We start from the raw sequence: 21,712 nt of genomic DNA, 5'->3' as shown, positions 1-21,712 counted from the left end.
GGTGTGGCGGTCGGCGGGCGGCGCCCCGATGGGCGGCGGCGCCGGTGGCCGTGGTGGCCAGCAGGGTGAGGACGAGCAGGAGCACAGCCGTCCGAGCTGGCTCGTCGAGGACGAGGACGTGTTCACCAACGACCTCGACAAGGTCGCTCCGCCGGTCTTCGGCGACTGGCAGAACAACCGCTGAGCAGCAGCTGCGGGACCGGCTCGCCCGGTCCCGCAGCTCTCCTCCGGTCGCGTGCTGAAGCCGCGCACCAGCGAGCAATGGCCTCCTGGCGCCGGGGAGCGCCACCGGGCTGCGAATAGGCTCGGCGCATGTCCAAGCGCCGACCCGTTGATCCGCACGAACTCCGCGCCGCCGTCGAGGCCGTCCGCTCCTGGCTCGACGACGAGCAGCAGCCGAAACCGCAGCGCCCCGACCTGGCCGCGGCCGTCCGGCTGAGCCTGCGGACCCTGGAGCAGGTCGCCCCCGGCCACAGCGTCGAGGTCCGGGTGCCGCCGTTCGCGGCGGTGCAGTGCGTCGCCGGGCCCCAGCACACCAGGGGAACCCCGCCGAACGTCGTCGAAACCGACCCCCGCACCTGGCTGCTGCTCGCGACCGGCAGGCTCGACTGGGCCGACGCGGTGGACGCGGGCAGGCTCAGCGCCTCCGGATCCCGTGCCGACGTATCGAGATGGCTGCCGATCGTCGGTTCATGACACGACTTTCGTCGGTGCGGAAAACGACGTTCGCCAGCAGATTTCCGCGGCCCGCAAGGGGAAAGTGGGTTGGGTACTGAACGTCCCGACCGAGGAGCTGGCAAAAGCGGATGACCGAGAACAGACGACGCCGAGGCGCGATCATCGGCGGCTGGGTGGTGGCACTCGTGGTGGCCGTCGGCTCGGTGACCGCGTGCCAGACCGGTGGCCCCCAGATGACGCTGCCCCAATCGCTGACGAGCCAGAAACCAGCCTGGCAACCCTGCGCCGCGCCCACACCGATGCAGGGCGGCGGTGAACCTCCGGGCGGCGAATGGCAGTGCGCCACCATCAAGGTGCCACGCGACTACTCCGAGCCGGCGTCCGAGACCATCGACCTCGCGCTCATCCGGAAGACCGCCACCGATCCGAACAACCGCATCGGTTCGCTGATGTTCAACTTCGGCGGGCCCGGCGGTTCGGGCGTGTCGACGCTGCCCGGGCTCAAGGACGCCTACCAGACCCTCAACACCCGCTACGACCTGGTGAGCTTCGACCCGCGCGGGGTCGGCGAGAGCGCAGGCGTGAAGTGCCTCGACGACAGAGCGCTGGACGCTTTCACCACGGTCGACAGCACCCCGGACGACCCAGCGGAGGCCAAGGCGTTCCAGGAGGCCAACGACCAGTACGTGGCCGCCTGCAAGCAGAACTCCGGCGCCATGCTGCCGCACGTGGACACCGTGAGCACCGCGCGCGACATGGACCTCATGCGGCAGGTGCTCGGCGACCAGAAGCTGCACTACTTCGGCATCAGCTACGGCACTGAGCTGGGCGGGGTGTACGCGCACCTGTTCCCGGCCAACGTCGGCCGCGCCGTCTTCGACGCGGTGGTCGACCCCACCGCGGACGACAAGCGGAACGCCCTCTCCCAGGCCGAGGGATTCCAGCTGGCGCTGGAGAACTACCTGGCGGAGTGCCGGGCGAGCGGCGAGTGCCCGTTGCCGGGGCGGAAGGAGGTCGACGACCTCCTCGGGCAGCTCGAAGCGAACCCGCTGCCAACGCAGGATGGTCGCCCGCTCACCCGGGATCGGGCCGTCACCGGCATCGCTTCCGCCCTCTACAGCAAGGAATCCTGGCAGTGGCTGACGATGGCGCTCGCCGAGGCCAAGGGCGGCACCGGAACGGTGCTCGGCCTGCTCGCCGACAGCTACCTCGGCCGCGACGAGCAGGGCCGGTACGACAACAACCAGGCCGCCAACCGCGCCATCAACTGCGTGGACAGCAAGCAGCGCTACACCGACGCGGACGTGCGGGCCGCCCTGCCCGAGTTCGAGCAGGCGTCGCCGGTGTTCGGCGACTTCGTGGCCTGGGGCCTGGCAGGCTGCACCGGATGGCCTGTGGACGGGAAGGCGGAGCGACCAGCCGTCTCCGCCCCTGGCTCCGCTCCGATCGTGGTCGTCGGCAACACCGGTGATCCGGCGACTCCGTTCGAGGGCGCCAGACGGATGGCCGCCGAGCTCGGCACCGGCGTCAACGTCACGCTCCAGGGCGAGGGCCACGGCGGGTACAACACCGGCAACCCGTGCCTGAAGAGCGCCATCGACGGATACCTGCTCGACGGCAAGGTCCCGGCGGACGGCACGACCTGCACGTGACAACTTTCGTTGTCGCGAGCAGCGACTGGTGGCGGGTGCGGATGCGGCGGTTGTGCGCTTAGCGTCGCCGCGTGACGCACAACCAACGTCCGGGCCGGGCGCGTCGCCTGCTGGCGGCGGCCGACCCGCGCGACTCGGTCCGGGCGCTGTTCGCTCCGGGGATGTGGCCCGCCGGGCGCATCGTCGGCGAGGTCGTGCTGAGCCTGGTGGTGGGGCTGCTCGCGGCGGGGCTGGAGAACCTGAACGAGTCGCCGGCCCCGCAGGCGGTCGCCGTCGCGGTGGCAGCCGCCCTGCTCTGCCCGCTGCGCCGGGTGATGCCGGGCCGCTGACCGGGCAGCAGCGGCAGGCCGTGGACGTGCTTGCAGGATGCGTCGACGGCCGCGATGCGCAAGCTGCGCGAGGTCATCGGGCTGCTGCGCGACACCGTGGCCGAGCCGGGTTCCGGCGGGACACCGTGGCGGAGCCAGATTCCGGCGAGGACGCCCGGCCCGCGGGGTGGGCGGCGTCGAGGGGCTGGCCGGGGCGTCCCGCAGTGACGGCGAGGTCGTGGAGCTCCAGCGCTTCGGCGAGCCGAGGCAGCTCTCCCCGGCCGCCGACCACGCCGCCTACCGCGTCGTCCAGGAGGGCCCGGCCAACGCGGCAGCTGGGCGTTGTAGGCGGAGGGTTCGTAGCAACGTCCGGCGCTGCGTCACGTACCCGGCCGAGCAGGCCTCGGCTCCACGGTGCCCGTCAGGAACAGCTGGGTGGCGAACAGGAACAGCTGCCACGAGAACGCCGATTCCTGCACCGCGGACAGGCCGAGGGCGAGGGCGTAGGCGAGGGTGAACACCCCGCCCGCCAGGCTGAGCGCGGCGATGCGCCCGCCCCGCCGACCACCCGGCGAGCAGAACGAGCAGAAGGGGCGGGAAGAACCCGGGCTGCAGGTTCACCACGAGCGCACCAACCAGCAGCACGGCCGCGGCACAAGCACCCGCTGGCGCACCGATCTCGATCACCCTGCACTACGAGTCGGACGCGCTGGTCGTGGAGGTCGTCAACGGCCCGCCCACGGCGGTCCCCGGCGAGGTCATCAGCGGCGGCCAGGGCCTGACCGGGCTCGCCGAGCGGGCCCGGCTCGCGGGCGGCCTGCTGCACGCGAACCCGACGCCCGACGGCGGTTTCCGGTTGGCCGCGGTGTTCCCGTACGTCCCGGGAGAGGGGGCGCTCGCGCGGCAGGAACCGGACGCTCCCGCAGCCGATGGCAACCGGCTGCCCGAGGACTTGGCGAGCACCTTCAGCAACGAGCGCAACGTCGGCAAGGTCCTCGGCTGGACCCTGGTGGGCACCGCGCTGATCGCCCTGGCCGCCCTTGTCGCCGCAGCCGTGGTGCTGTTCAACGGGCGGCGCCGGTTTCCTGCACAAGGACTCCGCCCCCCGCCGACCTCATCCGCGCCGTGCGCGCCGCGGCGGCGGGCGAGGCGTACCTGTCGCCGGGTGCGCCCCGCCAGGTCGCGGACGCACTGGCCGCAGGCGACTCGGCGCAGCGCGCCGACCAGGCCCGTCGCAGGTTGGAGAAAGCTGACCGACCGCGAGGGCGCGCTTCTGGCCGAGGGGCTTTCCAACGCCGCCATCGGGCGGCGGATCACCATGAGCGAGGCCACGGTCAAGACCTACGTCAGCCGGATCCTGACCAAGCTCGGCTGCGAGAACCGGATGCAGGCCGCACTGCTCGCGCGGGACGCCGATCTGGGCGCCTGAGCACGCCTGCGGTGGTTTTGTGACCAGGCTCAACGGACCGCGCATGAATCCTGGGACACATCCGCTTTACACTGAGGTGCAACTCCGGCTCCGTCCCCCCAGGGAGTTTTCGGTGGTCACCGACCGGCTCGACCCGGACAACGCAGACCTCTCGGCCCAGACCGCATCGAACCCGGACCAGTTGGAACGCGACATCCCGCGCGAGGAGTGCGGGGTGTTCGGCGTGTGGGCCCCAGGTGAAGAGGTCGCGAAGCTGACCTTCTACGGGCTGTTCGCCCTCCAGCACCGCGGCCAGGAGGCCGCGGGCATCGCCGTCGGCGACGGCTCGCAGGTGCTGGTCTACAAGGACCTCGGCCTGGTCAGCCAGGTCTTCAGCGAGCAGGTGCTCGCCTCGCTGCGCGGCCACGTCGCCGTCGGCCACGCGCGCTACTCGACCACCGGCGGCGGGAGCTGGGAGAACGCCCAGCCGACCTTCCGGACCACGGCGACCGGCAGCGGCCTGGCCCTGGGCCACAACGGCAACCTGGTCAACGTCAGCGAGCTGCTGGACCGGACCATCGCCGAGGGCGTCGACACCATCGACGCCAACAGCTCCTCCCCTGCCAACGGCTGCGAGCGCGCGACCAGCGACTCCGACCTGGTGTGCGCCCTGCTGGCCGCGCACGCCGCGGACAAGGGCGTCGAGCAGGCGGCGATGGAGCTGTTCCCGACCGTGCGCGGCGCGTTCTCGATGGTCTTCTCCGACGAGTCGACGCTCTACGCCGCACGCGACCCGCAGGGCGTGCGCCCGCTGGTCCTCGGCCGCCTCGAACGCGGCTGGGTGGTGGCCAGCGAGACCGCCGCCCTCGACATCGTCGGCGCGTCCTTCGTCCGCGAGGTCGAGCCCGGCGAGCTGCTGGCCATCGACGCGGGCGGGCTGCGCTCGCAGCACTTCGCCAACCCGAAGCCCAAGGGCTGCGTCTTCGAGTACGTCTACCTGGCCCGCCCGGACACCACGATCTCCGGTCGCTCGGTGCACAGCACCCGCGTCGAGATCGGCCGCAAGCTGGCCACCGAGCACCCGGTCGAGGCCGACCTGGTGATCCCGGTGCCCGAGTCCGGCACCCCGGCCGCCATCGGCTACGCCCAGGCTTCGGGCATCCCGTACGGCAACGGGCTGGTCAAGAACGCCTACGTCGGCCGGACCTTCATCCAGCCCTCGCAGACCATCCGCCAGCTCGGCATCCGGCTCAAGCTCAACCCGCTGCGCGAGGTCATCCGCGGCAAGCGGCTGGTCGTCGTGGACGACTCGATCGTGCGCGGCAACACCCAGCGCGCGCTGGTGCGGATGCTGCGCGAGGCGGGCGCCATCGAGGTGCACGTCCGGATCGCCTCGCCGCCGGTCAAGTGGCCCTGCTTCTACGGCATCGACTTCGCCTCCCGCGCCGAGCTGATCGCCAACGGCCTGGACATGGACGGGGTGCGCCGCTCGATCGGCGCCGACAGCCTCGGTCACGTGTCGCTCGACGGGCTGATCGCGGCGACCGAGCAGCCCCGCACCCGGCTGTGCGCGGCCTGCTTCGACGGCGAGTACCCGATCCCGCTGCCCGAGGACGCCAAGATCGGCAAGTACCTCCTGGAGGACCGCGGGGTCTCCGGCCCGGCCGAGCCGGTGCTGCCCAGCGGGTACGGTGCAGCCGACGCCCTCCGGCGGCCATGAGCTGGTAGTCGCGGTTGCCCCGGGCTGCGGTGCCCGGGGCTCCCCGGGTGGTCGTGCCTGAGGCGCCAGTCCTGCTTGGTGCAAGCTGCTTGCGCGGGCTGAGCGGTTTTCGCCGCTTGCAGAACAGAATCAAGACTTCCGGGTCCGCCTCCGCGCGTAGCGTGGACCGTGCAGTCGTGCGCCCGGCGGATCAGAACCTCACCAGATGTGGAGCCAGTCGTGTCCGAAGACCTGCTGTCAGGGGCGAGCAACGAGCAGCAAGCCGCCACGTACGCCTCGGCGGGCGTGAGCATCGAGGCCGGTGACCAGGCCGTCGAGCTGATCCGCCCGTGGGCGCAGCGCGCGACCCGGCCGGAGGTGCTGGGGTCGCTGGGCGGGTTCGCCGGGCTGTTCCAGCTGAAGCTGGACCGGTGGAAGGAGCCGGTGCTGGCCTCCTCCACCGACGGCGTGGGCACCAAGCTCGCGGTGGCGCAGGCGCTGGACCTGCACGACACCGTCGGCATCGACCTGGTCGCGATGGTCGTCGACGACCTCGTGGTCTGCGGCGCCGAGCCGCTGTTCCTGCAGGACTACATCGCGGTCGGCAAGGTCGTGCCGGAGCGGATCGCGGCGCTGGTCAAGGGCATCTCGGAGGGCTGCGTGCAGGCGGGCTGCGCGCTGCTGGGCGGCGAGACCGCCGAGCACCCGGGGCTGATGGCCGAGGGCGAGTACGACGTGTCGGCCACCGGCGTCGGCGTGGTCGAGGCCGACGGGATGCTCGGCCCGGACCGGGTGCGCCCCGGTGACGTCGTGATCGCGATGGGCTCCTCCGGCCTGCACTCCAACGGCTACTCGCTGGCCAGGCACGTGCTGCTGGACATCGCGCGGATGCCGCTGTCCGGGCACGTCGAGGAGTTCGGCCGCACGCTCGGCGAGGAGCTGCTGGAGCCCACCCGCATCTACGCCAAGGACTGCCTGGCGCTGGCCGCCGAAGCCGAGGTCCGCACCTTCGCGCACGTCACCGGCGGTGGGCTGGCCGCGAACCTGGCGCGGGTCATCCCGGCGGGCCTGACCGCGGTGCTCGACCGCGGCACCTGGACGCCGGACCCGGTGTTCCGGATGATCGCCCAGCGCGGCCGGGTCGACGCGGCCGAGATGGAGCGCACCTTCAACATGGGCGTGGGCATGGTCGCCGTGGTGACCGCCGAGGATGTGGACCGCGCGCTCGCGGTGCTCACCGCCCGGCACGTCCCGGCCTGGGTGCTGGGCGAGATCGCCAAGCAGCCCTCGGTCGAGGACGCGGGCGAGGACGACCGCGTCGTCCTGCGCGGCAACCACCCCCGGTTCTGAAAGCCGCGGGGTGGCGGTCCCGTGCGGAACCGCCACCCCGCCGCGCGGGGTCAGCCCCGCAGCAGCGCGTTCATCTCGTCGATCTCGGCCTGCTGCGAGTCGACGATCTGCCGGGCCATCGCCTTGGCCTCGGCGTGCTGACCGTCGCGCAGTTCGGTGCCCGCCATCTCCACGGCGCCGCGGTGGTGCTCGACCATCATCTGCAACCACATCCGGTCGAACTCCGGCCCCTGGGCCCGCTCCAGCGCGGCCATGTCGTCGGCGGACATCATGCCGCCCATGTCGTGGCCCATCTGGCCGTGATCCATCCCGCCGTGATCCATGCCGCCGTGGTCCGTGCCGCCCGTGGCGGAGGCACCCCACGCCGACAGCCAGCCGTTGAGCTTGTCGATCTCCGGCTGCTGGGCGGCCCGGATGCGGTCGGCGAGGCCGATGACGGCCGGGTTCGAGGTGCGCGAGGGCACCTGGTCGGCCATCTCGATCGCCTGCTGGTGGTGCGGGACCATCCCCTGGGCGAACGTGACATCGGCCTGGTTGTGGTCGGCCTGCTGCTGCGCAGGCGGCGCGGCCGGGGGTTCGGCCGAACAGCCCGCGACCAGCAGGGCGGCGGCCGCCACCAGGGCAGCAGCCAGCGAACGTGCGTTCATGACGTTGTCTCCTTCGAGAGTTTTCGGGCAGGTGAGGGGGCGAGTCGCCCTCACAGCCGGAGCACTCGCAGGAAGTGGACGTCAGGAGTCGTGCAGGGCGGCGGCCGAGGCCGCATCCTGCCGTCGATGAGCCGGGAACGAACGGGCCGCTGGAACGGGCGGACGGTCGCGATCCACCGCAGCGCGAGCAGCAGGCCGACCGCGGCGGCCAGCACCGCCAGGCACAGGTGCAGCGGCGAGTGGTCGGAGCCGGCGCCGCCGGATTCGTGCGCCTGTTCGGCGACTGGCCGAAGTGCTTCGTGCGCCTGCTCAGCGACCTGGGGCGCCGCTTCGTGCCCCTGCTGGTGGTGCGCGTGCTCGACGACCGGGGCGGCCTGCGCTTCGTGCGGGACCGGGAGCTGGTGCATCGCGATCACGCCGAAGACCACGAGCGCGACGAGCAGCAGGCGCCTCGGCCCGCTTCCCGCCACGTTCGTCCGCATGAGCCGGAATATACCCCCTAGGGGTAGTTGTTCACCGGTGCGGGGGTGAACCCGATGATGACTTCGACAGCCACCTGGTCGACCGCGGCCTCCGCGACCCTGCACTGCCTCACCGGCTGCGCGATCGGCGAGGTCCTGGGCATGGTGATCGGCACCGCGGCCGGCCTGCACAACACGGCCACGGTCGTGCTCGCCGTCGCGCTCGCGTTCGTGTTCGGCTACGCGCTGACGATGCGCGGCGTGCTGCGCGCGGGCGTCGGCTTCGCGGCGGCGCTCAAGCTCGCGCTCGCCGCCGACACTGCCTCCATCGCGGTGATGGAGGTCGTGGACAACGCGGTGATGGTCGCGGTCCCGGGCGCGATGGACGCCGGACCGCTGACCGCGCTGTTCTGGGCGGCGCTGGCCTTCTCGCTGCTGGTCGCGTTCGTGCTGACCGTGCCGTTGAACAAGTGGATGATCGGCAGGGGCAAGGGCCACGCGGTCGTCCACCACGTTCACCACAACGACTGACGGCGAGCGGGAATCATCCGCCGCTGCCGGCCGTTGTAGGAGTGGTCGGTGTACGTGTGCCCCCGGGCTCCAACTACCGCCTGCTTGGAATACCGTTCGGCTGGAGCCTTGCAGTGCCATTCGCCGAGAGGCGGCCCGTACGCCGACCTTCAAACTTCCCCGGGCCCCGAGGTCATCCGCGCCCGCAGTCATCTGAAGCGACAGCCATCCGAAGCCGCGTTCATTCGAGGCGGCAGTCATCCGGACACGACAAAGACGTGAGTGGCGGCCCCGGAAAAACCGGGTGCGCCACTCACGTCGATCGTCGGACTTCGATGTTGATGTTTCAGGTGACCACAGCTCGTTAACCCACCCGCTACGGGTTGGATCACGGCGGCTTCCGGCAGCACAGGCCACCGGGCGAACGGCGTCGAGCGTCGCTCGCCCGGTGGTCCGCACGTCAACGCCGGTAGTCGTCGTACCCGTCGTCGTATGAGTCGTCACGGTCCTCGTCGGACCGCTCGCCAGGCGGCGTCGAGGACGACAGCTCACGCTGCAACGCCTCGACGTCCATGGTGGGGGAGCTGTATTTAAGCTCGCGGGCCACCTTCGTCTGCTTGGCCTTAGCCCGGCCGCGCCCCATGGCTCGACCCCCTCGCGCAGGGTGTGCAGGGCGGCCAGGGGAACGGCGGCCCCGCATGATCTCGACAACTTTTCCTGTAACTACCGTACCGTGTCGATGCGGTTGGATGCGACGTGGTGCCGGGACTGAGTGAGCGTGTCTTCGGTGACGTTGCCCCCAGGCGCGATCGGGGCTCGTGGGTAGCCGACGGCGCCGGTCGCGGGCATGGGACGATGCACGCTGTGCCAGAGCCGTTCGTCGCCTACCTGAGGGTGTACGAACCCTTGTCCTCCTTCGACTCGCCGCTGCGCGAGCAGCTGGCAGCCGCGGTGCGCCGCGGCCCGGTCGAGGTCTTCGACGCAGGGGTCCGTGAGCAGGACATGTGGCTGCGGTCGCAGATCGCGGCACCGCCCCGGCTGCTGCCGTGCGAGTCGCCGGACGGGCGCCCGCTGGAGTCCGGCGAGGTCCTGCTGCTCGACCCCGCCGATGTCCCGACCGGTGCGAGCGCGACCGTCGGCCCCGGCCCGCTGGTGTGCCCGCTGGACCTGCGCGGCCGGTCGGCAGCCGCGCTCGTCGGGTTCCTCGGCGAGGCCGAGCTGCCGCTGCGGTCGGCGGTGCTGTCGCAGCCGGTGGAGAAGGCGAAGGTGCACGCCAGCGCGGTGGTCGGCGAGCTCGCGGACGGTGCCGTGCACGTGCTGTCGTCGACCTGGACGGTCCCGCTGCCCTGGTTCGTGCTCGTCGACCCGACCGAACGCCGGACGGTCGACTCGGCCAACGGCACCCGGCGCCGGGTGTCCTGGCGGGCGGCGATGGCCGACGCGCGGCGGCGGGTCGCGCGGGCGCACTCGGTGGCCAAGGACTCGCTCGGCGACGAGGGCCCGACCAAGATCCTGCGCGAGACGGGCCGCTGGCTGGAGCGCTTCCACCCGCACTCGGCCGTCGAGCTGGACTACGGCGGCCTGGTGCAGATGATGAGCGAGAACGACCTGATGGCCGACACCTCGGCCGAGGACGTGCACGCGATCGTCGACGCGATGGAGTCGGGCGACGCGGCCGAGGTCGGCGACCGCTACGAGGCCCTGCGGGACTTCTGGGCCGAGTTCGCCGCCCGCGAACGCTACAACTGATCGCGTCAGGCGCGGCAGACGATCTCGCCGTTGAGGACCGCGAACCAGCCGTCCGGCGAGTCGATCCACGCGTGCCAGGCGGCGGCCAGGTCCTCCAGCTGCTCGCGGGTGGTCAGGCCCCGTTCCAGCGCCTGGTCGGCGAACGAGGACCGCCGGATCCGGTCCGCCCACAGCCCGCCCCACCAGGCGCGCTCCTCCGGGGTGTCGAAGCACCATCCCGACGCGGTGCAGGTGATGTCGGTGAAACCCGCCGCGCGCGCCCATCCCTTGAGCAGGCGACCGCCGTCGGGGAAGGCGTCGTTGCTCGCCGCCACCGCCCGGTACAGCTCCAGCCAGGTGTCCAGGCCGGGGACGTCGGGCGACCAGCGCATGCCGCCGTAGTCGGCGTCCCTGGCCGCGACGATTCCGCCCGGCCGGCAGACCCGGCGCATCTCCCGCAGCGCGGCGACCGGTTCGGTCAGGTGCTGCAGCACCTGGTGGGCGTGCACGACGTCGAAGGAGTCGTCGGCGAACGGCAGCCGGTAGCCGTCGGCGTTGCGGAAGGAGACGTTCGCGAGTCCGGACGCCTCGGCCTCGGCCCGCGCGATCCGCAGCGGGTCGTCCACGTTGTCCACTCCGACCACGGTCCCGGGCGCGACCAGCCGGGCGAAGTCCAGCGTGATGGTCCCGGGTCCGCAGCCGATGTCCAGCACTTCGATGCCGGGGCGCAGGTGCGGGATCAGGTAGGCCGCGGAGTTCTCCGCAGTGCGCCAGCGGTGCGATCGCAGCACGCTCTCGTGATGTCCGTGCGTGTAGATGTCCTGCTGCTCAGCCATGGTCGTGTCTCACAATTTGGGAGATAAGTATCAGTATATGAGCAGTATAGATCGACGGCCGGGAACGCGGAAGGGCCCGCGCGGATCATCCGCGCGGGCCCCTGGCAGTGGAATGGTCCTCAGTGGACTCCTCAGGTGGAGTCCCGTTCCTGGGCGAGCAGGTCGTCCACCGACGCCGCGCCTTCCCGGTAGCGGCGCGCGATCTCGGAGTTGAGCCGGTCGACCACGGCCTGCACCTCGCGCCGCCGCTGCGACACCGAGTCCTCCTCCGAGGTGTAGGCGCGCAGCGCGGCGTCGAGCTTGGCGTCCGAAAGCGACATCACGTCGGACAGGTCCACATCGGAGACCAGCGCCTCGACCTGCCTGCGGTGCGCCTCGGCGCGGGAGGGCTCGATCGTCTGGTACCGGCCGGATCCGGTGGCCGGGCCGACCGCGTTGTCCGACAGGATGCTGACCAGCTGCTCGACCACCGACGCCGAACCGTCCTCGCAGCGCCTGCGCTGCTCGGCGCGCACGATGTCGATCCGCACGTGCAGCAGCCTGCGCAGGTACGACAGGTCGGTCTCCTCCTGCGCGGCCTCGTCCCGCAGCTCGCGCACCGCGCCGAGGTCGCGGCCTTCGATGCCACTGGTGTAGTCCGGGGACAGGACCCTGTCGATGCGGCGCCGTCCACCCGGGCGGACTTCGATCACGTGTCCATCCTCCGGTAACTCGTGCGTGCCCGCCAGCACTTGGGCGGACGTTGTTTCGGCACTGGTGTCACGTCAGCACCTCCGCGGCGCGGGCCAGTGGAGGCCGTTGGGCGATCTTGGCCAGCCCGGCGGCGCGCGCGACCAGCTGCGCGTTGTCCCGGGCCGGGACGTCGTCGGAGTACAGGGGCGAGTCGGCCAGCCCGACCCGCAGATGACCGCCCGCCGCCAGCGCGGTCAGCATCACCGGCAGGTTCGCCGGTCCGACCCCGCTGGCGGTGAACGACGCGCTCGTGGGCAGCAGGTCGAGCGCGGCTGAGAAGGTTTGCACGTCCCCAGGCATACCCCGCTCGTCAAACACCAGGACGACGTGCGTGGCGTCCGCGGGGAGTTTTCGCAGCTCATCGAGGGTCCTGGCCTCGTAGTGCACGGCGACGCCCTGTTCCCGGGCGCGATCGCGTAGGTCGTCGGCGAACTCCTCGGGGGCGTCCAGCGGGCACGCGATCACGTCGGCTCCGCAGTCCAGCAGCTCGGGCAGCGTCTCGGCCCGGGCGTGCGCGGTGATCCGGATCAGCACGGCCGAACGGGCGCGCACCGCGGCCACCACGTCGGCCAGCACCGTGCCCCGGCGAGGTTCGAGGTCGACGACCGACGCGCCGACGCGCTCGCAGTCGGCCACCGCCCGGGCGATCTCGTCCGGGGCCACCGGCAACCCCGGCACCTCGTCGTCGCTGCGGGTGCCAGTGGGCGCGACGGCCAGGACTGTGCCGTGAGGCAAGGCTGTCATGACCTCGATACTGGCACAGCCGCTGCGCCGCGTGCGCGCATCGTCGCTCCGCGTGCGGCGATCCGCGCGGGACTCAGAACTCTCCGATGCTCAGCAGCCCCTGGTGGTCAACGCCCCTTGATGGCCTGCGCGGCGATCCGCCCCGGCGGCTCGCCGGTGTCGGGCGGAACCGAGTCGGGATCGACGGCGGCGGCCACGGCCCGGTCCTGCTCCGGATCACCGGCGACCAGCTCGGAGTCAACCGGGGCGGTCCGCTTGAGCAGCGCAAGCGCGATCGGGCCGAGCTCGTGGTGCAGGACGACGCTGCCCACCCGGCCGATCTTGCGCTCGCCGTGCCACACGGGATCCCCGGTCTCCGGCCGGATCTCGACCGAACCGTCCAGGTGCAGCAGCACCATCCGGCGCGGCGGCTTGCCCACGTTGTGGATCTTGGCGACGGTTTCCTGCCCGCGATAGCAGCCCTTGGCCACGTGCGCGGCGACGTGCACCCAGCCGAGTTCGTGCGGCAGCGCGCGCTCGTCGGTGTCGAACCCTACGCGCGGGCGCAGCGCCTCCACGCGCAGCGCCTCGTACGCCATCGACCCGGCGGGCCGGACACCGGCGTCGGTCAGCTTCGTCCACCAGTCGACGAGCTCGCCGCGCGGCACCACGAGGTCGGCTGCGAACAGCCCGCGCAGCGGCGCGGTGCGGACGAAACCGCCGCCGGGCAGCCCGGCCACGGCGTTCGCCTGCTCCGGCACGGTCGCGAACCGGCCCAGCAGCTCGCGCGCGTCCGGGCCGATCACCGTCAGCACCGCGAACTCGTCGGTGACGTCGCGGGTTTCCACCTTCGACCAGAACCGCATCGCGTCCAGGTACTCCAGCAGCGGCTGCTTGCCGTCGACGCCCATCGACGGCAGCGCGCTGGACGCCTGCGCGCCGGGCTCGGTGTCCAGGTAGACGACGCCGTCGAGGTGGGCGACGCCCATGTGGCAGTCGACCCGACCCTGGCTGTCGAGCACCAGCGCCTCGGTGCCCTGACCTTCGGCGAGGTCGGTCATGTGCTGCGAGAGCATCAGGTGCAGCCAGCTCAGCCGCTCCTCGCCGGGGACCGCGATGACCTGCCGGTGCGACCGGTCGACGACGACCGCGGCGCGGGCCGCCGACCGCTGCTCGGCGAACGGGTCGCCGAAGTGCCAGGGCACCCCGGCGTCGGCCGAGTCGTCCGGCGGCGCGACGGCGCCGGGCAGGTCCAGCAGGGGTGATCTCATCCGAGCTCCTCGGTGTCGTGCGGGCACCCGCACCCGATCCGCCTCGACGGACCGGGACGCGTGGCCCGTCAGTCCTCCAGTGTCCCGCAAAACGCCCGAGCGCGGTCGGCCGCGATGCGTCGGCCGGTCACACGGCGGTCGGGTTCTCGCGGCAGTTCCGGCAGGTGCCGGACAGCCCGAGGTGGCTGGCGTCGAGGGCGAACCCGCGCTGCTCGGCGAGCAGGTCGGCGAGGCCGTCGAGCAGTTCGCAGGGCACCTCGTCGATCGCGCCGCAGTGGTGGCAGACCAGGTGCACGTGCTCGTGCTCGTCGGCCGAGTACGTCGGCGCGCCGTGCCCGAGGTGGGTGTGCCGGACCAGGCCGAGCTGTTCGAGCAGGTCCAGCGAGCGGTAGACGGTCGTGATGTTGACCGTCGCCGCGGTGCCCTGGACCCGCTTGCACACCTGCTCGGGGGTTGCGTGCCCCAGCTCGCGCACCGCGTCCAGGACCAGCTGGCGCTGCGGGGTCATCCGCATCCCGCGCTGGTGCAGGGTGCTGCGCAGCGATCCCTGGTTCCTCACAGCCTGCTCCCGGGTCGGTGCGGACGTGGTCACCGCCGATCGTAACTCCGCGAACACGCCGGAGTTGCGGCGCTCGCACCACCGCGGCGCGAACCGGTGCGGAACCGGGTCTAGTCTGCGGGCATGCGCGTACTGGCACTTCTGGACGGGACCATCGTCGACCCGGAGGCGCCGCTGCTGCGCGCCGACGACCTGAGCGTCGTGCGCGGGGACGGCATCTTCGAAACCATCCTCGTCGTCGACCGCGAACCGCGTGAGCTCGGGCCGCACCTGGACCGCCTGGAGCGGTCCGCGCGGATGATGGAGATGACGCTGCCCGAGCGCGGGGCGTGGGAGCGGGCGGCGCGCGCGGTCATCGACAACTGGCCGTGGGACACCGACCCGGAGCTGGCGCTCAAGCTGGTCTGCTCGCGCGGCATCGACGACGGCGACGGCACCCCGACCGGCTTCGCGATGGGCATGCAGGTCGGCCCGGAGACCATCCGCAAGCGCCGCGACGGCGTCGCGGTGGTGACGCTGGAACGCGGTTACGCGCCGGACCTGATGGAGCGCGCGCCCTGGCTGCTGCTGTCGGCCAAGACGCTGTCGTACGCGGTGAACATGGCCGCGCTGCGGGAGGCCCGGTCCCGGGGCGCGGACGAGGTCGTCTTCGTCGCCACGGACGGCACCGCGCTGGAAGGGCCGACTTCCAACGTGGTGCTGGCCAAGGGCCGCACGCTGATCACCACCCCGCCGAACACCGGCATCCTGCCCGGCACCACCCAGGGCGCGCTGTTCCGCGCGGCGGAGAAGGCGGGCTGGGAGACCCGGGTGGAGAACTTCCCGGCGGAGGAGCTGCTGAACTCCGACGGCGTCTGGCTGGCGTCCAGCGTCCGGAAGATCACCCGGATCCACACGGTCGACGGCACCGGGATCAAGGTGAACGACGAGCTGCACGACGAGATCACCGGCTTGTACGAGTCGAACTACTGATGTTGTTTTGTTCGGCTCGTTCGGCGTGGCGGTGCGGGCTTGGGCTAAGCGGCTGGCGCCGCTTGAGGACGGTGGCGGGTTGGGTCAGCCCACTACGCGTTCGAGCCGGGCCGACAGGCGCGGCTGGAGCTCGTGCTGGGAGGTCGCCCGCTCCTCGACGTAGGCGAGCGCGCCGTCGACCACGCCGTACAGCCGGCTCGCCGCGGTCGCGTCCTCGGCGCTGGGGGTGCGGATCACCGCGTCGGTCGCGAACTCCCAGGTGGTCTGGTTGCGCGGCTTGCCGAAGAACATCTCCGAGACGCCGCTGGAGTGCACCAGCAGGACCTCGATGGTGTCGTCCGGCTGCGGGCGCCACCAGCCGACCTCGCGGAACGCCGGGCCGACGACCTCGCCGCCCTCGCCGTCGAGCCGCCAGGCGCGGCTCTCGTAGTACAGGAACGGCCCGCCGTCGTGGGCGAAGGTCACCTGCTGGCGGAACCAGTACGGCTCGTCCAGCGACGGGTGCCTGGCCTCCCCGTCCCCGCGCCAGACGCCGACCAGCGGCAGCAGCGACAGGCAGGCGTCGTTCAGCTCGGCGCCGAGTCGCAGGTTGGCGGTGTCGCCGGGCCCCGGCAGGTCGTCGAATTCGGGAACGTTGCGGTCCCGGGTCTGTTCGGCGCGCTCGGCAGCGGCCTGCACGGCCGCGTCACCCGAACCGCGCTCCGGCTGGTTCGCAGTCATCGACAGCAGATTACCTGGTGAAACGCGTCAGTCGTTGTAGAGGCGGTACACCACGTAACCGGCGAACCAGATCACCATGATGGTGGCGATGCCGAGCAGGGTGATCATGCTGTAGTGCAGGAATTCAACAAGGTCCACGTGCAGAGGATAACCACCAGGTGGCCCCCGTGGAGTGTGGCGTCGGGCATGATCTGGGCGGTGCAGAGCTAGACCCCGGCGACTCCAGGACTGGAACTGATGGACTTCGACACGTTGCGCGAACGGGCGTTGGCCTTCCGCGAGGACCTGCTGGCCCGCAAGGACAAGATCGCGCCCGCCGACTTCGGCTGGTACCCGTACGACACGATGGCCAACGTCCTGCACCTGGACGCGCTGCTGTCCGGGCCGCGGCGGTCGGTGTTCGACTCCATCGCCGGGGGCCGGATCGCCGACATCGGTGCCGCCGACGGCGACTTCGGCTTCTTCCTCGAGTCCGAGCTGGGCTGCCAGGTCGACCTGATCGACAACGCGCCCACGAACTTCAACGGTCTGCGCGGCGCGCGGCGGCTGGTCGAGGAGCTGGGGTCGTCCACCCAGGTGCACGAGATCGACCTGGACGCGCAGTTCAGCCTGCCCGCCGAGCACTACCACGCGGTGTTCTTCCTCGGGCTGCTCTACCACCTGAAGAACCCGTTCTTCGTGCTGGAGGCGCTGTCGGCGCGCGCCGACCTGTGCTTCGTCTCGACCCGGATCGCGCAGCTCGCGCCGGACCACGAGACCCGGCTTCAGGGGCAGCCGGTCGCCTACCTGCTGGACCCGGCCGAGGCCAACAACGACGCCACCAACTTCTGGATCTTCTCCGAGACCGGGCTCCGGCGGCTGTTCGCCCGCACCGGCTGGGACGTTCTGGACTTCACCACGGTCGGCTGCACCGAGGGCTCCGACCCGGCCAGCCAGGACCGCGACGAGCGCGCCTTCGCGCTGCTGCGCTCGAAGCGCGCCTGAACGGCGAAACGCCGGTGCCGCTCGCGGTGAGCGGCACCGGCGTTTTCGCGTCCGGCCGGTCAGGCCACGGCCACGTCCACGGCGTGGACACCGGGGCCGGCGGCCGAGACCTCGGCCTGGCCCTTGCCGTCGCGGTGCAGCGCGCGGACGGTCCAGGTGCCCGGCGCGGCGTAGAACCGGAAGTCGCCCTCCGGGGAGGAGACGACCTCGGCGGTGAACTCGCCGGAACCGTCGAGCAGCCGCACGAACGCGCCGCCCACCGGCTGCTCACCGGCGCGGACCTTGCCCGTCACCACGATCTGGTCGGTGTCCTCGGCGACCGCCGTCGCGCCCTGCTCCGGCGCTCCGCATCCGTTCGCGCTCATGTTCACGCTCCCTGTTCCTGGGGGTTCTCGATCGGCACGCCGACCAGCGAGCCGTACTCGGTCCACGAACCGTCGTAGTTCTTGACGTTGGTGTGGCCGAGCAGTTCGCGCAGCACGAACCAGGTGTGCGACGAGCGCTCCCCGATCCGGCAGTAGGCGATGGTGTCCTTGCCGCTGTCCAGACCGGCCTCGCCGTAGACCTGGCGCAGGTCGTCGTCGGACTTGAAGGTGCCGTCCTCGTTCGCGGCCTTGCTCCACGGCACGTTGATCGCCGACGGGATGTGGCCCGCGCGCTGCGCGGACTCCTGCGGCAGGTGGGCCGGGGCGAGCAGCTTGCCCGCGAACTCGTCGGGCGAGCGGACGTCGACCAGGTTCTTGTTGCCGATCGCGTCGACGACCTCGTCGCGGAACGCGCGGATCGAGGTGTCCGGCTCCTGCGCCTGGTACGCGGTGGCGGCCTTGTTCGGCTCGTCCTTGGTCAGCTCCCGGCCGTCGAGCTCCCACTTCTTGCGCCCGCCGTCGAGCAGCTTGACGTCGGAGTGGCCGTACAGCTTGAAGTACCAGTAGGCGTAGGCGGCGAACCAGTTGTTGTTGCCGCCGTAGAGGATCACCGTGTCGTCGTTGCTGATCCCCTTGGCGGACAGCAGCTTCTCGAAGCCCTCACGGTTGACGAAGTCGCGGCGGACGTGGTCCTGCAGTTCGTTCTTCCAGTCCAGCTTGATGGCGCCCGGGATGTGGCCGCCGTCGTAGGCGGTCGTGTCCTCGTCCACCTCCGCGAACACGACACCCGCGGTGTTCAGGTTCTGCTCGGCCCAATCGGTGGAGACCAGGACCTCTTCACGGCTCATCGAGCGACTCCTTCTTCCTTCGTACAGTCGGTTATCGAGTGTCTGATGTGGACCATCCGGCCGGCGCCACCCGGCGGATCACCAGGTACAGCTGGCAGCCGAGGCAGTACCCGAACACCGCGTTGAGCAGTGCTGCCACCAGAGCGAAGGCGTTGGCCACGAGACCGAGCGTTGTCAGGCCCGACGCGTAGCCGACGGTCGCGACCAACGCGAACACGAACCCGACGCCCTGCGAGAAGCGCACCGGAGCCGGGTCCTCGCGCTCCTCGGCCGGAACCGGGTCCAGCCGTGGTTGGACGGCCCGCCGGTACACGTAACCCCACGGGTTCAGCTGCATCCCGATGAACGCGCACAACGCGAACAGCAGGGTCTGGGCGGCCAGCACCCGCCAGCTCGCGGTGACCAGTCCGAGGGCGAGGATGGCGCTCGTCAGCGCCGCGGTGAAGCGGACCCCGCGTGGGTCGAGAGTTCCGGCGGACATGGAAGGCCCTTTCGGTGACCGTGGACTTGGCTGCCGAGCCCGTGAGGCGGTCGGGATGCGTTTGCCGGTGGAAGGCACAACCGAAGGCATCCGCACTACCGCCCGGTCAGTGCCTCCAACACAGGCTGCTGCCCATGCGGCAGAAGTCCACCGCACGCCTTCTGGTCAGCAGTACATGCACGGGCGCGAGGTTACCCCGATGACCGGTAGGCGGAAAGGTCGTTCACTGGGTGGGACGCAGGAGCCCGTTTGCGGCCGTTCGGCCGATGGGCTGTTGCCAGGTTCGCTCGAACCGGCTAGCCCGGTCCAGGAGCGGCTGGTCCGGACGGGGAAGGCCGACCCGGCCGGGTCGGCAGAGGCCCGGTCGGCTCGGGGAGAGGCTGGCTGGTTCGGGGAAGGCCGGTCGGTTCAGGGGAGGTCGGCCGGTTCAGGGGGCTGGCCGGTTCAGGGGAGAAAGGGGCGCAGCGCGGACCCCAGCTCCTCCCGCCGCGGGACTCCGGCGACGCGGAAGATCTCGCGCCCCGCGCCGTCGAGCGCGAGCGTCGTGGGCGTGCGGTGCACGCCCAGCGGGGTGGACCACTCGGGGTGGTCGGTCAGGTCGATGTCGACGTGGTGCACGCCGTCGGTGCGCTCGGCGAAGTCGGCGAGCAGGATGCGGGTGTGCCTGCACGGCGCGCAGAACGTGGTGGAGAACTGCACCAGGGTCACGTCCGCGGACGGCTCGTCGTCGAGCCGCTGCCGCAGTTCCGCGGGGAAGTGGTCCAACGCGGTCCCCTCGTCGTCGTGGTCGGCGGTGGCGCGCACCCGGCCCTCCCTGGCCCGCCACACCAGCCCGAAGACCAGCGTCGCGGCGACCGCGGCCAGCAGCACCCACACCCCGGCGCTCATCCGGTGGTCATCCCGTCCGGTCCGAGCGTGACGTCCCGGGCGGTGCCCTCGACGATCAGCGCGCCGGTCTCCACACCCACCGCGGTCGGGGTGACCGCGAACGGCAGCAGACCCGGGTCGAGGCTGGTGTTGAAGCGGTTCAGCACCGCCTTCTCGAACACGTCCGGGATCGGGATCTCGCCGTAGGTGCCGGTCACGATGTCGAGCTTGCGCGGTTCGATCTTGAGCTGGCCGTTCAGCAGCGACAGCACCGCGATCACCTTGACCTGCGTGTTCTCCCCGGCGATGTTCACCGATCCGTCGAGCTGCACGACCGTGCGGGTGCGGTCGACGGTGCTGCTGGGGCTGTCCCCGCCGCTCTGCTCACCGCCGCCGGAGTCCTCGCCGCTGAGCGCGTCCTTGGGCGCCGGGTTGATGGTCAGGTCGGTGATGCCGATGTACCGGGCGATGTCGGACGCCTTGAGCTTGACCCGGCCGACGACCTCGTCGACCTGGACCTTGTCGGCGGTACCGGAGATCACGTCCGCGGCGGAGACCCGCGCGTGGTGCAGGTCCGCCTCGACGCCGACCTCGCTGAGCTGCCCGACCTGCACGGAGCGGGCGCTGAGCCGGACGTCGCGGTAGTCGCCCCAGGCGGCCTGCCAGAGGAACGGGAACCCGTTGATCCGCACTTCCGGGTCCTCGGCCAGCCGGAGCTCGGTGCGCATCTTCTTCGACACCTGGTACTCGGCGACCGCCGCCGCGCCGAAGTCGGCCGCGACGAACAGGCCGATGACGACGACTAGGGTGATGACGAGCTTCTTCACGGCTAGCTGTCCGTCCGTTCCTGGTCGGGCGCGTGGCTGGACCACGATCGTGCGTGGTCACTGTATCCGCCGTCCGCCGGACGCCCGGCCGGCCGCCAGGGGCACGACACATCGCCGTAACCTGCGTTCGCCTGCGGTTCACAATTGTGACCCGAAATGCTTCACCTGGGCTTTTCCCAGGTGTTTCGGTTATTCTCCTAGCCATCCACAGGCAACGAAGCCGGGTCGTCCGCCGCGTCTCCCGTAGAGGATGACCGTTTTCCCACCGCCGCCGGCTGATTCTCGAGCCCTGGGACGGAGGACTCCGATGAGTTCTGATCTGCTGCTGCTCACCAGCGACCAAGACTGCGAAGCCGCGCTGCCCGCGCTGGCCCTGCTGCCGCACCGGGTGCGCGCGCTGCCGCCGGAGCCGGGCGCGATCCTGTCCGCCGGTTCCCACGACGTGGTCCTCGTCGACGCCCGCACCGACCTCGCCGGTGCCCGCGACCTGTGCCGGGTGCTCGCCGTCGGTGACGCGCCGGTGCTCGCGATCGTCAACGAGGGCGGGCTGGTGACCGTCAGCTCGGAATGGGGTGTCGACGACATCCTGCTGCCGACCGCAGGTCCCGCCGAGATCGACGCCCGGCTGCGCCTGCTGACCACCCGCCGCAACGCCGAGGGCGGCGGCGACGCCGACGCGCTGTCGGTCGGCGACCTGGTCATCGAGGAGTCCACCTACACCGCGCGGCTCAAGGGCCGGGCGCTGGAGCTGACCTACAAGGAGTTCGAGCTGCTGAAGTACCTCGCGCAGCACGCGGGCCGGGTGTTCACCCGCGCCCAGCTGCTGCAGGAGGTCTGGGGCTACGACTTCTTCGGCGGCACCCGCACCGTGGACGTCCACGTCCGGCGGCTGCGCGCCAAGCTCGGCCCGGAGTACGACTCCATGATCGGCACCGTGCGCAACGTGGGCTACAAGTTCGTGCGGCCCGCGCGCAGCAGCTCCTCGCCGATCGCCGAGGAAGCCGTCGCGGAGGCCCCGGCGGAGACCGAGACCGCGTCCGCCCGCTGAACCGGGATCCCGCGTCCGGCCCCCGCTGCTCCAGGGGG

General features: G+C 71.3%; 26 protein-coding genes and 1 pseudogene. 12 read left to right on the top strand and 15 right to left on the bottom strand.

All coding sequences use genetic code 11. The features are described from left to right. From ABD691_RS29005 to ABD691_RS28990, 4 genes and pseudogenes are all read left to right on the top strand, one after another. A pseudogene (locus ABD691_RS29005) lies at positions 1-184 on the top strand (hypothetical protein); the annotation flags it as partial. A gap of 128 nt (positions 185-312) precedes the next feature. Continuing rightward, positions 313-696 carry a sterol carrier family protein gene (locus ABD691_RS29000; protein WP_344685129.1) on the top strand — a complete coding sequence of 128 codons (384 nt, stop codon included), beginning with the start codon at positions 313-315 and terminating at the stop codon, positions 694-696. Positions 697-806: 110 nt separating this feature from the next. Beyond that, positions 807-2,330, top strand: a complete 1,524-nt coding sequence (locus tag ABD691_RS28995) for an alpha/beta hydrolase (RefSeq protein ID WP_344685127.1) — start codon at positions 807-809, stop codon at positions 2,328-2,330. 71 nt (positions 2,331-2,401) lie between these two features. Continuing rightward, positions 2,402-2,659, top strand: a complete 258-nt coding sequence (locus tag ABD691_RS28990; protein ID WP_344685125.1) for a hypothetical protein — start codon at positions 2,402-2,404, stop codon at positions 2,657-2,659. A gap of 359 nt (positions 2,660-3,018) precedes the next feature. On the opposite strand, the gene ABD691_RS28985 is transcribed toward ABD691_RS28990, so the two are convergent. Beyond that, the gene (locus ABD691_RS28985; RefSeq protein ID WP_344685124.1) at positions 3,019-3,159 is read right to left on the bottom strand and encodes a hypothetical protein; all 141 of its coding nucleotides are present in this window, start codon (positions 3,157-3,159) and stop codon (positions 3,019-3,021) included. Between the two features lie 194 nt (positions 3,160-3,353). Here ABD691_RS28985 and ABD691_RS28980 point away from each other — a divergent pair, with 194 nt between their 5' ends. The 3 genes from ABD691_RS28980 (at position 3,354) to purM (ending at position 7,095) form a co-directional block, all read left to right on the top strand. Further along, entirely contained in the window at positions 3,354-4,067 is a 714-nt protein-coding gene (locus ABD691_RS28980; protein WP_344685122.1) for a LuxR C-terminal-related transcriptional regulator, read from the top strand. Positions 4,068-4,179: 112 nt separating this feature from the next. Then, on the top strand, positions 4,180-5,766 hold the full coding sequence (gene purF / locus ABD691_RS28975) for an amidophosphoribosyltransferase (RefSeq protein ID WP_425565184.1): 1,587 nt from the start codon (positions 4,180-4,182) through the stop codon (positions 5,764-5,766). Positions 5,767-5,985: 219 nt separating this feature from the next. Next, complete coding sequence (gene purM / locus ABD691_RS28970; RefSeq protein WP_344685120.1) at positions 5,986-7,095, top strand: phosphoribosylformylglycinamidine cyclo-ligase; 1,110 nt, start codon at positions 5,986-5,988, stop codon at positions 7,093-7,095. Between the two features lie 50 nt (positions 7,096-7,145). Here purM and ABD691_RS28965 read toward each other — a convergent pair whose 3' ends face one another. Both ABD691_RS28965 and ABD691_RS28960 read right to left on the bottom strand, forming a co-directional pair. Beyond that, the gene (locus ABD691_RS28965) at positions 7,146-7,742 is read right to left on the bottom strand and encodes a DUF305 domain-containing protein (protein WP_344685118.1); all 597 of its coding nucleotides are present in this window, start codon (positions 7,740-7,742) and stop codon (positions 7,146-7,148) included. 50 nt (positions 7,743-7,792) lie between these two features. Further along, entirely contained in the window at positions 7,793-8,224 is a 432-nt protein-coding gene (locus ABD691_RS28960) for a DUF6153 family protein (RefSeq protein WP_344685116.1), read from the bottom strand. Positions 8,225-8,281: 57 nt separating this feature from the next. Between ABD691_RS28960 and ABD691_RS28955 the strand changes: the two genes are divergently transcribed. Continuing rightward, on the top strand, positions 8,282-8,734 hold the full coding sequence (locus tag ABD691_RS28955; RefSeq protein WP_344685454.1) for a DUF4396 domain-containing protein: 453 nt from the start codon (positions 8,282-8,284) through the stop codon (positions 8,732-8,734). A gap of 439 nt (positions 8,735-9,173) precedes the next feature. Here the strand turns inward: ABD691_RS28955 and ABD691_RS28950 are convergent, their stop codons facing one another. After that, positions 9,174-9,356: a DUF3073 domain-containing protein gene (locus ABD691_RS28950; RefSeq protein WP_344685114.1), complete on the bottom strand. Its 183-nt coding sequence runs from the start codon at positions 9,354-9,356 to the stop codon at positions 9,174-9,176. Positions 9,357-9,577: 221 nt separating this feature from the next. Here ABD691_RS28950 and ABD691_RS28945 point away from each other — a divergent pair, with 221 nt between their 5' ends. After that, positions 9,578-10,462 carry a DUF8083 family protein gene (locus ABD691_RS28945; protein WP_344685112.1) on the top strand — a complete coding sequence of 295 codons (885 nt, stop codon included), beginning with the start codon at positions 9,578-9,580 and terminating at the stop codon, positions 10,460-10,462. Between the two features lie 5 nt (positions 10,463-10,467). Here ABD691_RS28945 and ABD691_RS28940 read toward each other — a convergent pair whose 3' ends face one another. From ABD691_RS28940 to ABD691_RS28920, 5 genes are all read right to left on the bottom strand, one after another. Then, complete coding sequence (locus ABD691_RS28940; protein ID WP_344685110.1) at positions 10,468-11,277, bottom strand: methyltransferase domain-containing protein; 810 nt, start codon at positions 11,275-11,277, stop codon at positions 10,468-10,470. 131 nt (positions 11,278-11,408) lie between these two features. After that, positions 11,409-11,969, bottom strand: coding sequence for an RsiG family protein (locus ABD691_RS28935; RefSeq protein WP_344685109.1), 561 nt, complete (start codon positions 11,967-11,969; stop codon positions 11,409-11,411). A 67-nt stretch (positions 11,970-12,036) separates the two neighbouring features. Continuing rightward, the gene (locus ABD691_RS28930) at positions 12,037-12,753 is read right to left on the bottom strand and encodes a 3-keto-5-aminohexanoate cleavage protein (RefSeq protein WP_344685107.1); all 717 of its coding nucleotides are present in this window, start codon (positions 12,751-12,753) and stop codon (positions 12,037-12,039) included. Positions 12,754-12,860: 107 nt separating this feature from the next. Continuing rightward, positions 12,861-14,003 (bottom strand): CAF17-like 4Fe-4S cluster assembly/insertion protein YgfZ, encoded by a 1,143-nt coding sequence (ygfZ, locus tag ABD691_RS28925; protein ID WP_344685106.1) that lies wholly within the window; start codon positions 14,001-14,003, stop codon positions 12,861-12,863. 127 nt (positions 14,004-14,130) lie between these two features. Next, entirely contained in the window at positions 14,131-14,562 is a 432-nt protein-coding gene (locus ABD691_RS28920) for a Fur family transcriptional regulator (RefSeq protein WP_425565183.1), read from the bottom strand. Positions 14,563-14,685: 123 nt separating this feature from the next. Here ABD691_RS28920 and ABD691_RS28915 point away from each other — a divergent pair, with 123 nt between their 5' ends. Further along, positions 14,686-15,534, top strand: coding sequence for an aminodeoxychorismate lyase (locus tag ABD691_RS28915; RefSeq protein ID WP_344685105.1), 849 nt, complete (start codon positions 14,686-14,688; stop codon positions 15,532-15,534). An 84-nt stretch (positions 15,535-15,618) separates the two neighbouring features. Here ABD691_RS28915 and ABD691_RS28910 read toward each other — a convergent pair whose 3' ends face one another. Then, positions 15,619-16,254, bottom strand: a complete 636-nt coding sequence (locus tag ABD691_RS28910) for a heme-binding beta-barrel domain-containing protein (protein WP_344685104.1) — start codon at positions 16,252-16,254, stop codon at positions 15,619-15,621. Positions 16,255-16,491: 237 nt separating this feature from the next. On the opposite strand from ABD691_RS28910, the gene ABD691_RS28905 reads away from it, so the two are divergent. Then, positions 16,492-17,238 (top strand): class I SAM-dependent methyltransferase, encoded by a 747-nt coding sequence (locus tag ABD691_RS28905; protein WP_344685102.1) that lies wholly within the window; start codon positions 16,492-16,494, stop codon positions 17,236-17,238. A gap of 59 nt (positions 17,239-17,297) precedes the next feature. Here the strand turns inward: ABD691_RS28905 and ABD691_RS28900 are convergent, their stop codons facing one another. From ABD691_RS28900 to ABD691_RS28880, 5 genes are all read right to left on the bottom strand, one after another. Continuing rightward, the gene (locus tag ABD691_RS28900; protein ID WP_344685100.1) at positions 17,298-17,603 is read right to left on the bottom strand and encodes a DUF1416 domain-containing protein; all 306 of its coding nucleotides are present in this window, start codon (positions 17,601-17,603) and stop codon (positions 17,298-17,300) included. 2 nt (positions 17,604-17,605) lie between these two features. Next, positions 17,606-18,451: a sulfurtransferase gene (locus tag ABD691_RS28895; RefSeq protein ID WP_344685098.1), complete on the bottom strand. Its 846-nt coding sequence runs from the start codon at positions 18,449-18,451 to the stop codon at positions 17,606-17,608. Between the two features lie 31 nt (positions 18,452-18,482). Further along, on the bottom strand, positions 18,483-18,932 hold the full coding sequence (locus ABD691_RS28890; protein ID WP_344685097.1) for a DUF4395 domain-containing protein: 450 nt from the start codon (positions 18,930-18,932) through the stop codon (positions 18,483-18,485). Between the two features lie 444 nt (positions 18,933-19,376). Beyond that, positions 19,377-19,820 carry a TlpA family protein disulfide reductase gene (locus tag ABD691_RS28885; protein ID WP_344685095.1) on the bottom strand — a complete coding sequence of 148 codons (444 nt, stop codon included), beginning with the start codon at positions 19,818-19,820 and terminating at the stop codon, positions 19,377-19,379. Next, positions 19,817-20,626 carry an LmeA family phospholipid-binding protein gene (locus ABD691_RS28880; RefSeq protein ID WP_344685093.1) on the bottom strand — a complete coding sequence of 270 codons (810 nt, stop codon included), beginning with the start codon at positions 20,624-20,626 and terminating at the stop codon, positions 19,817-19,819. The genes ABD691_RS28885 and ABD691_RS28880 overlap by 4 nt, the downstream gene beginning before the upstream one ends. A gap of 307 nt (positions 20,627-20,933) precedes the next feature. On the opposite strand from ABD691_RS28880, the gene ABD691_RS28875 reads away from it, so the two are divergent. Next, positions 20,934-21,674 carry a winged helix-turn-helix transcriptional regulator gene (locus ABD691_RS28875; protein WP_344685091.1) on the top strand — a complete coding sequence of 247 codons (741 nt, stop codon included), beginning with the start codon at positions 20,934-20,936 and terminating at the stop codon, positions 21,672-21,674. Positions 21,675-21,712: the final 38 nt, after the last annotated feature.

It is taken from the genome of Saccharopolyspora taberi (assembly GCF_039534165.1).
GTDB lineage: Bacteria > Actinomycetota > Actinomycetes > Mycobacteriales > Pseudonocardiaceae > Saccharopolyspora_D > Saccharopolyspora_D taberi.
Note: the sequence above shows the minus strand (reverse complement) of the source record. Positions and strands in the feature narration are given on the sequence as shown.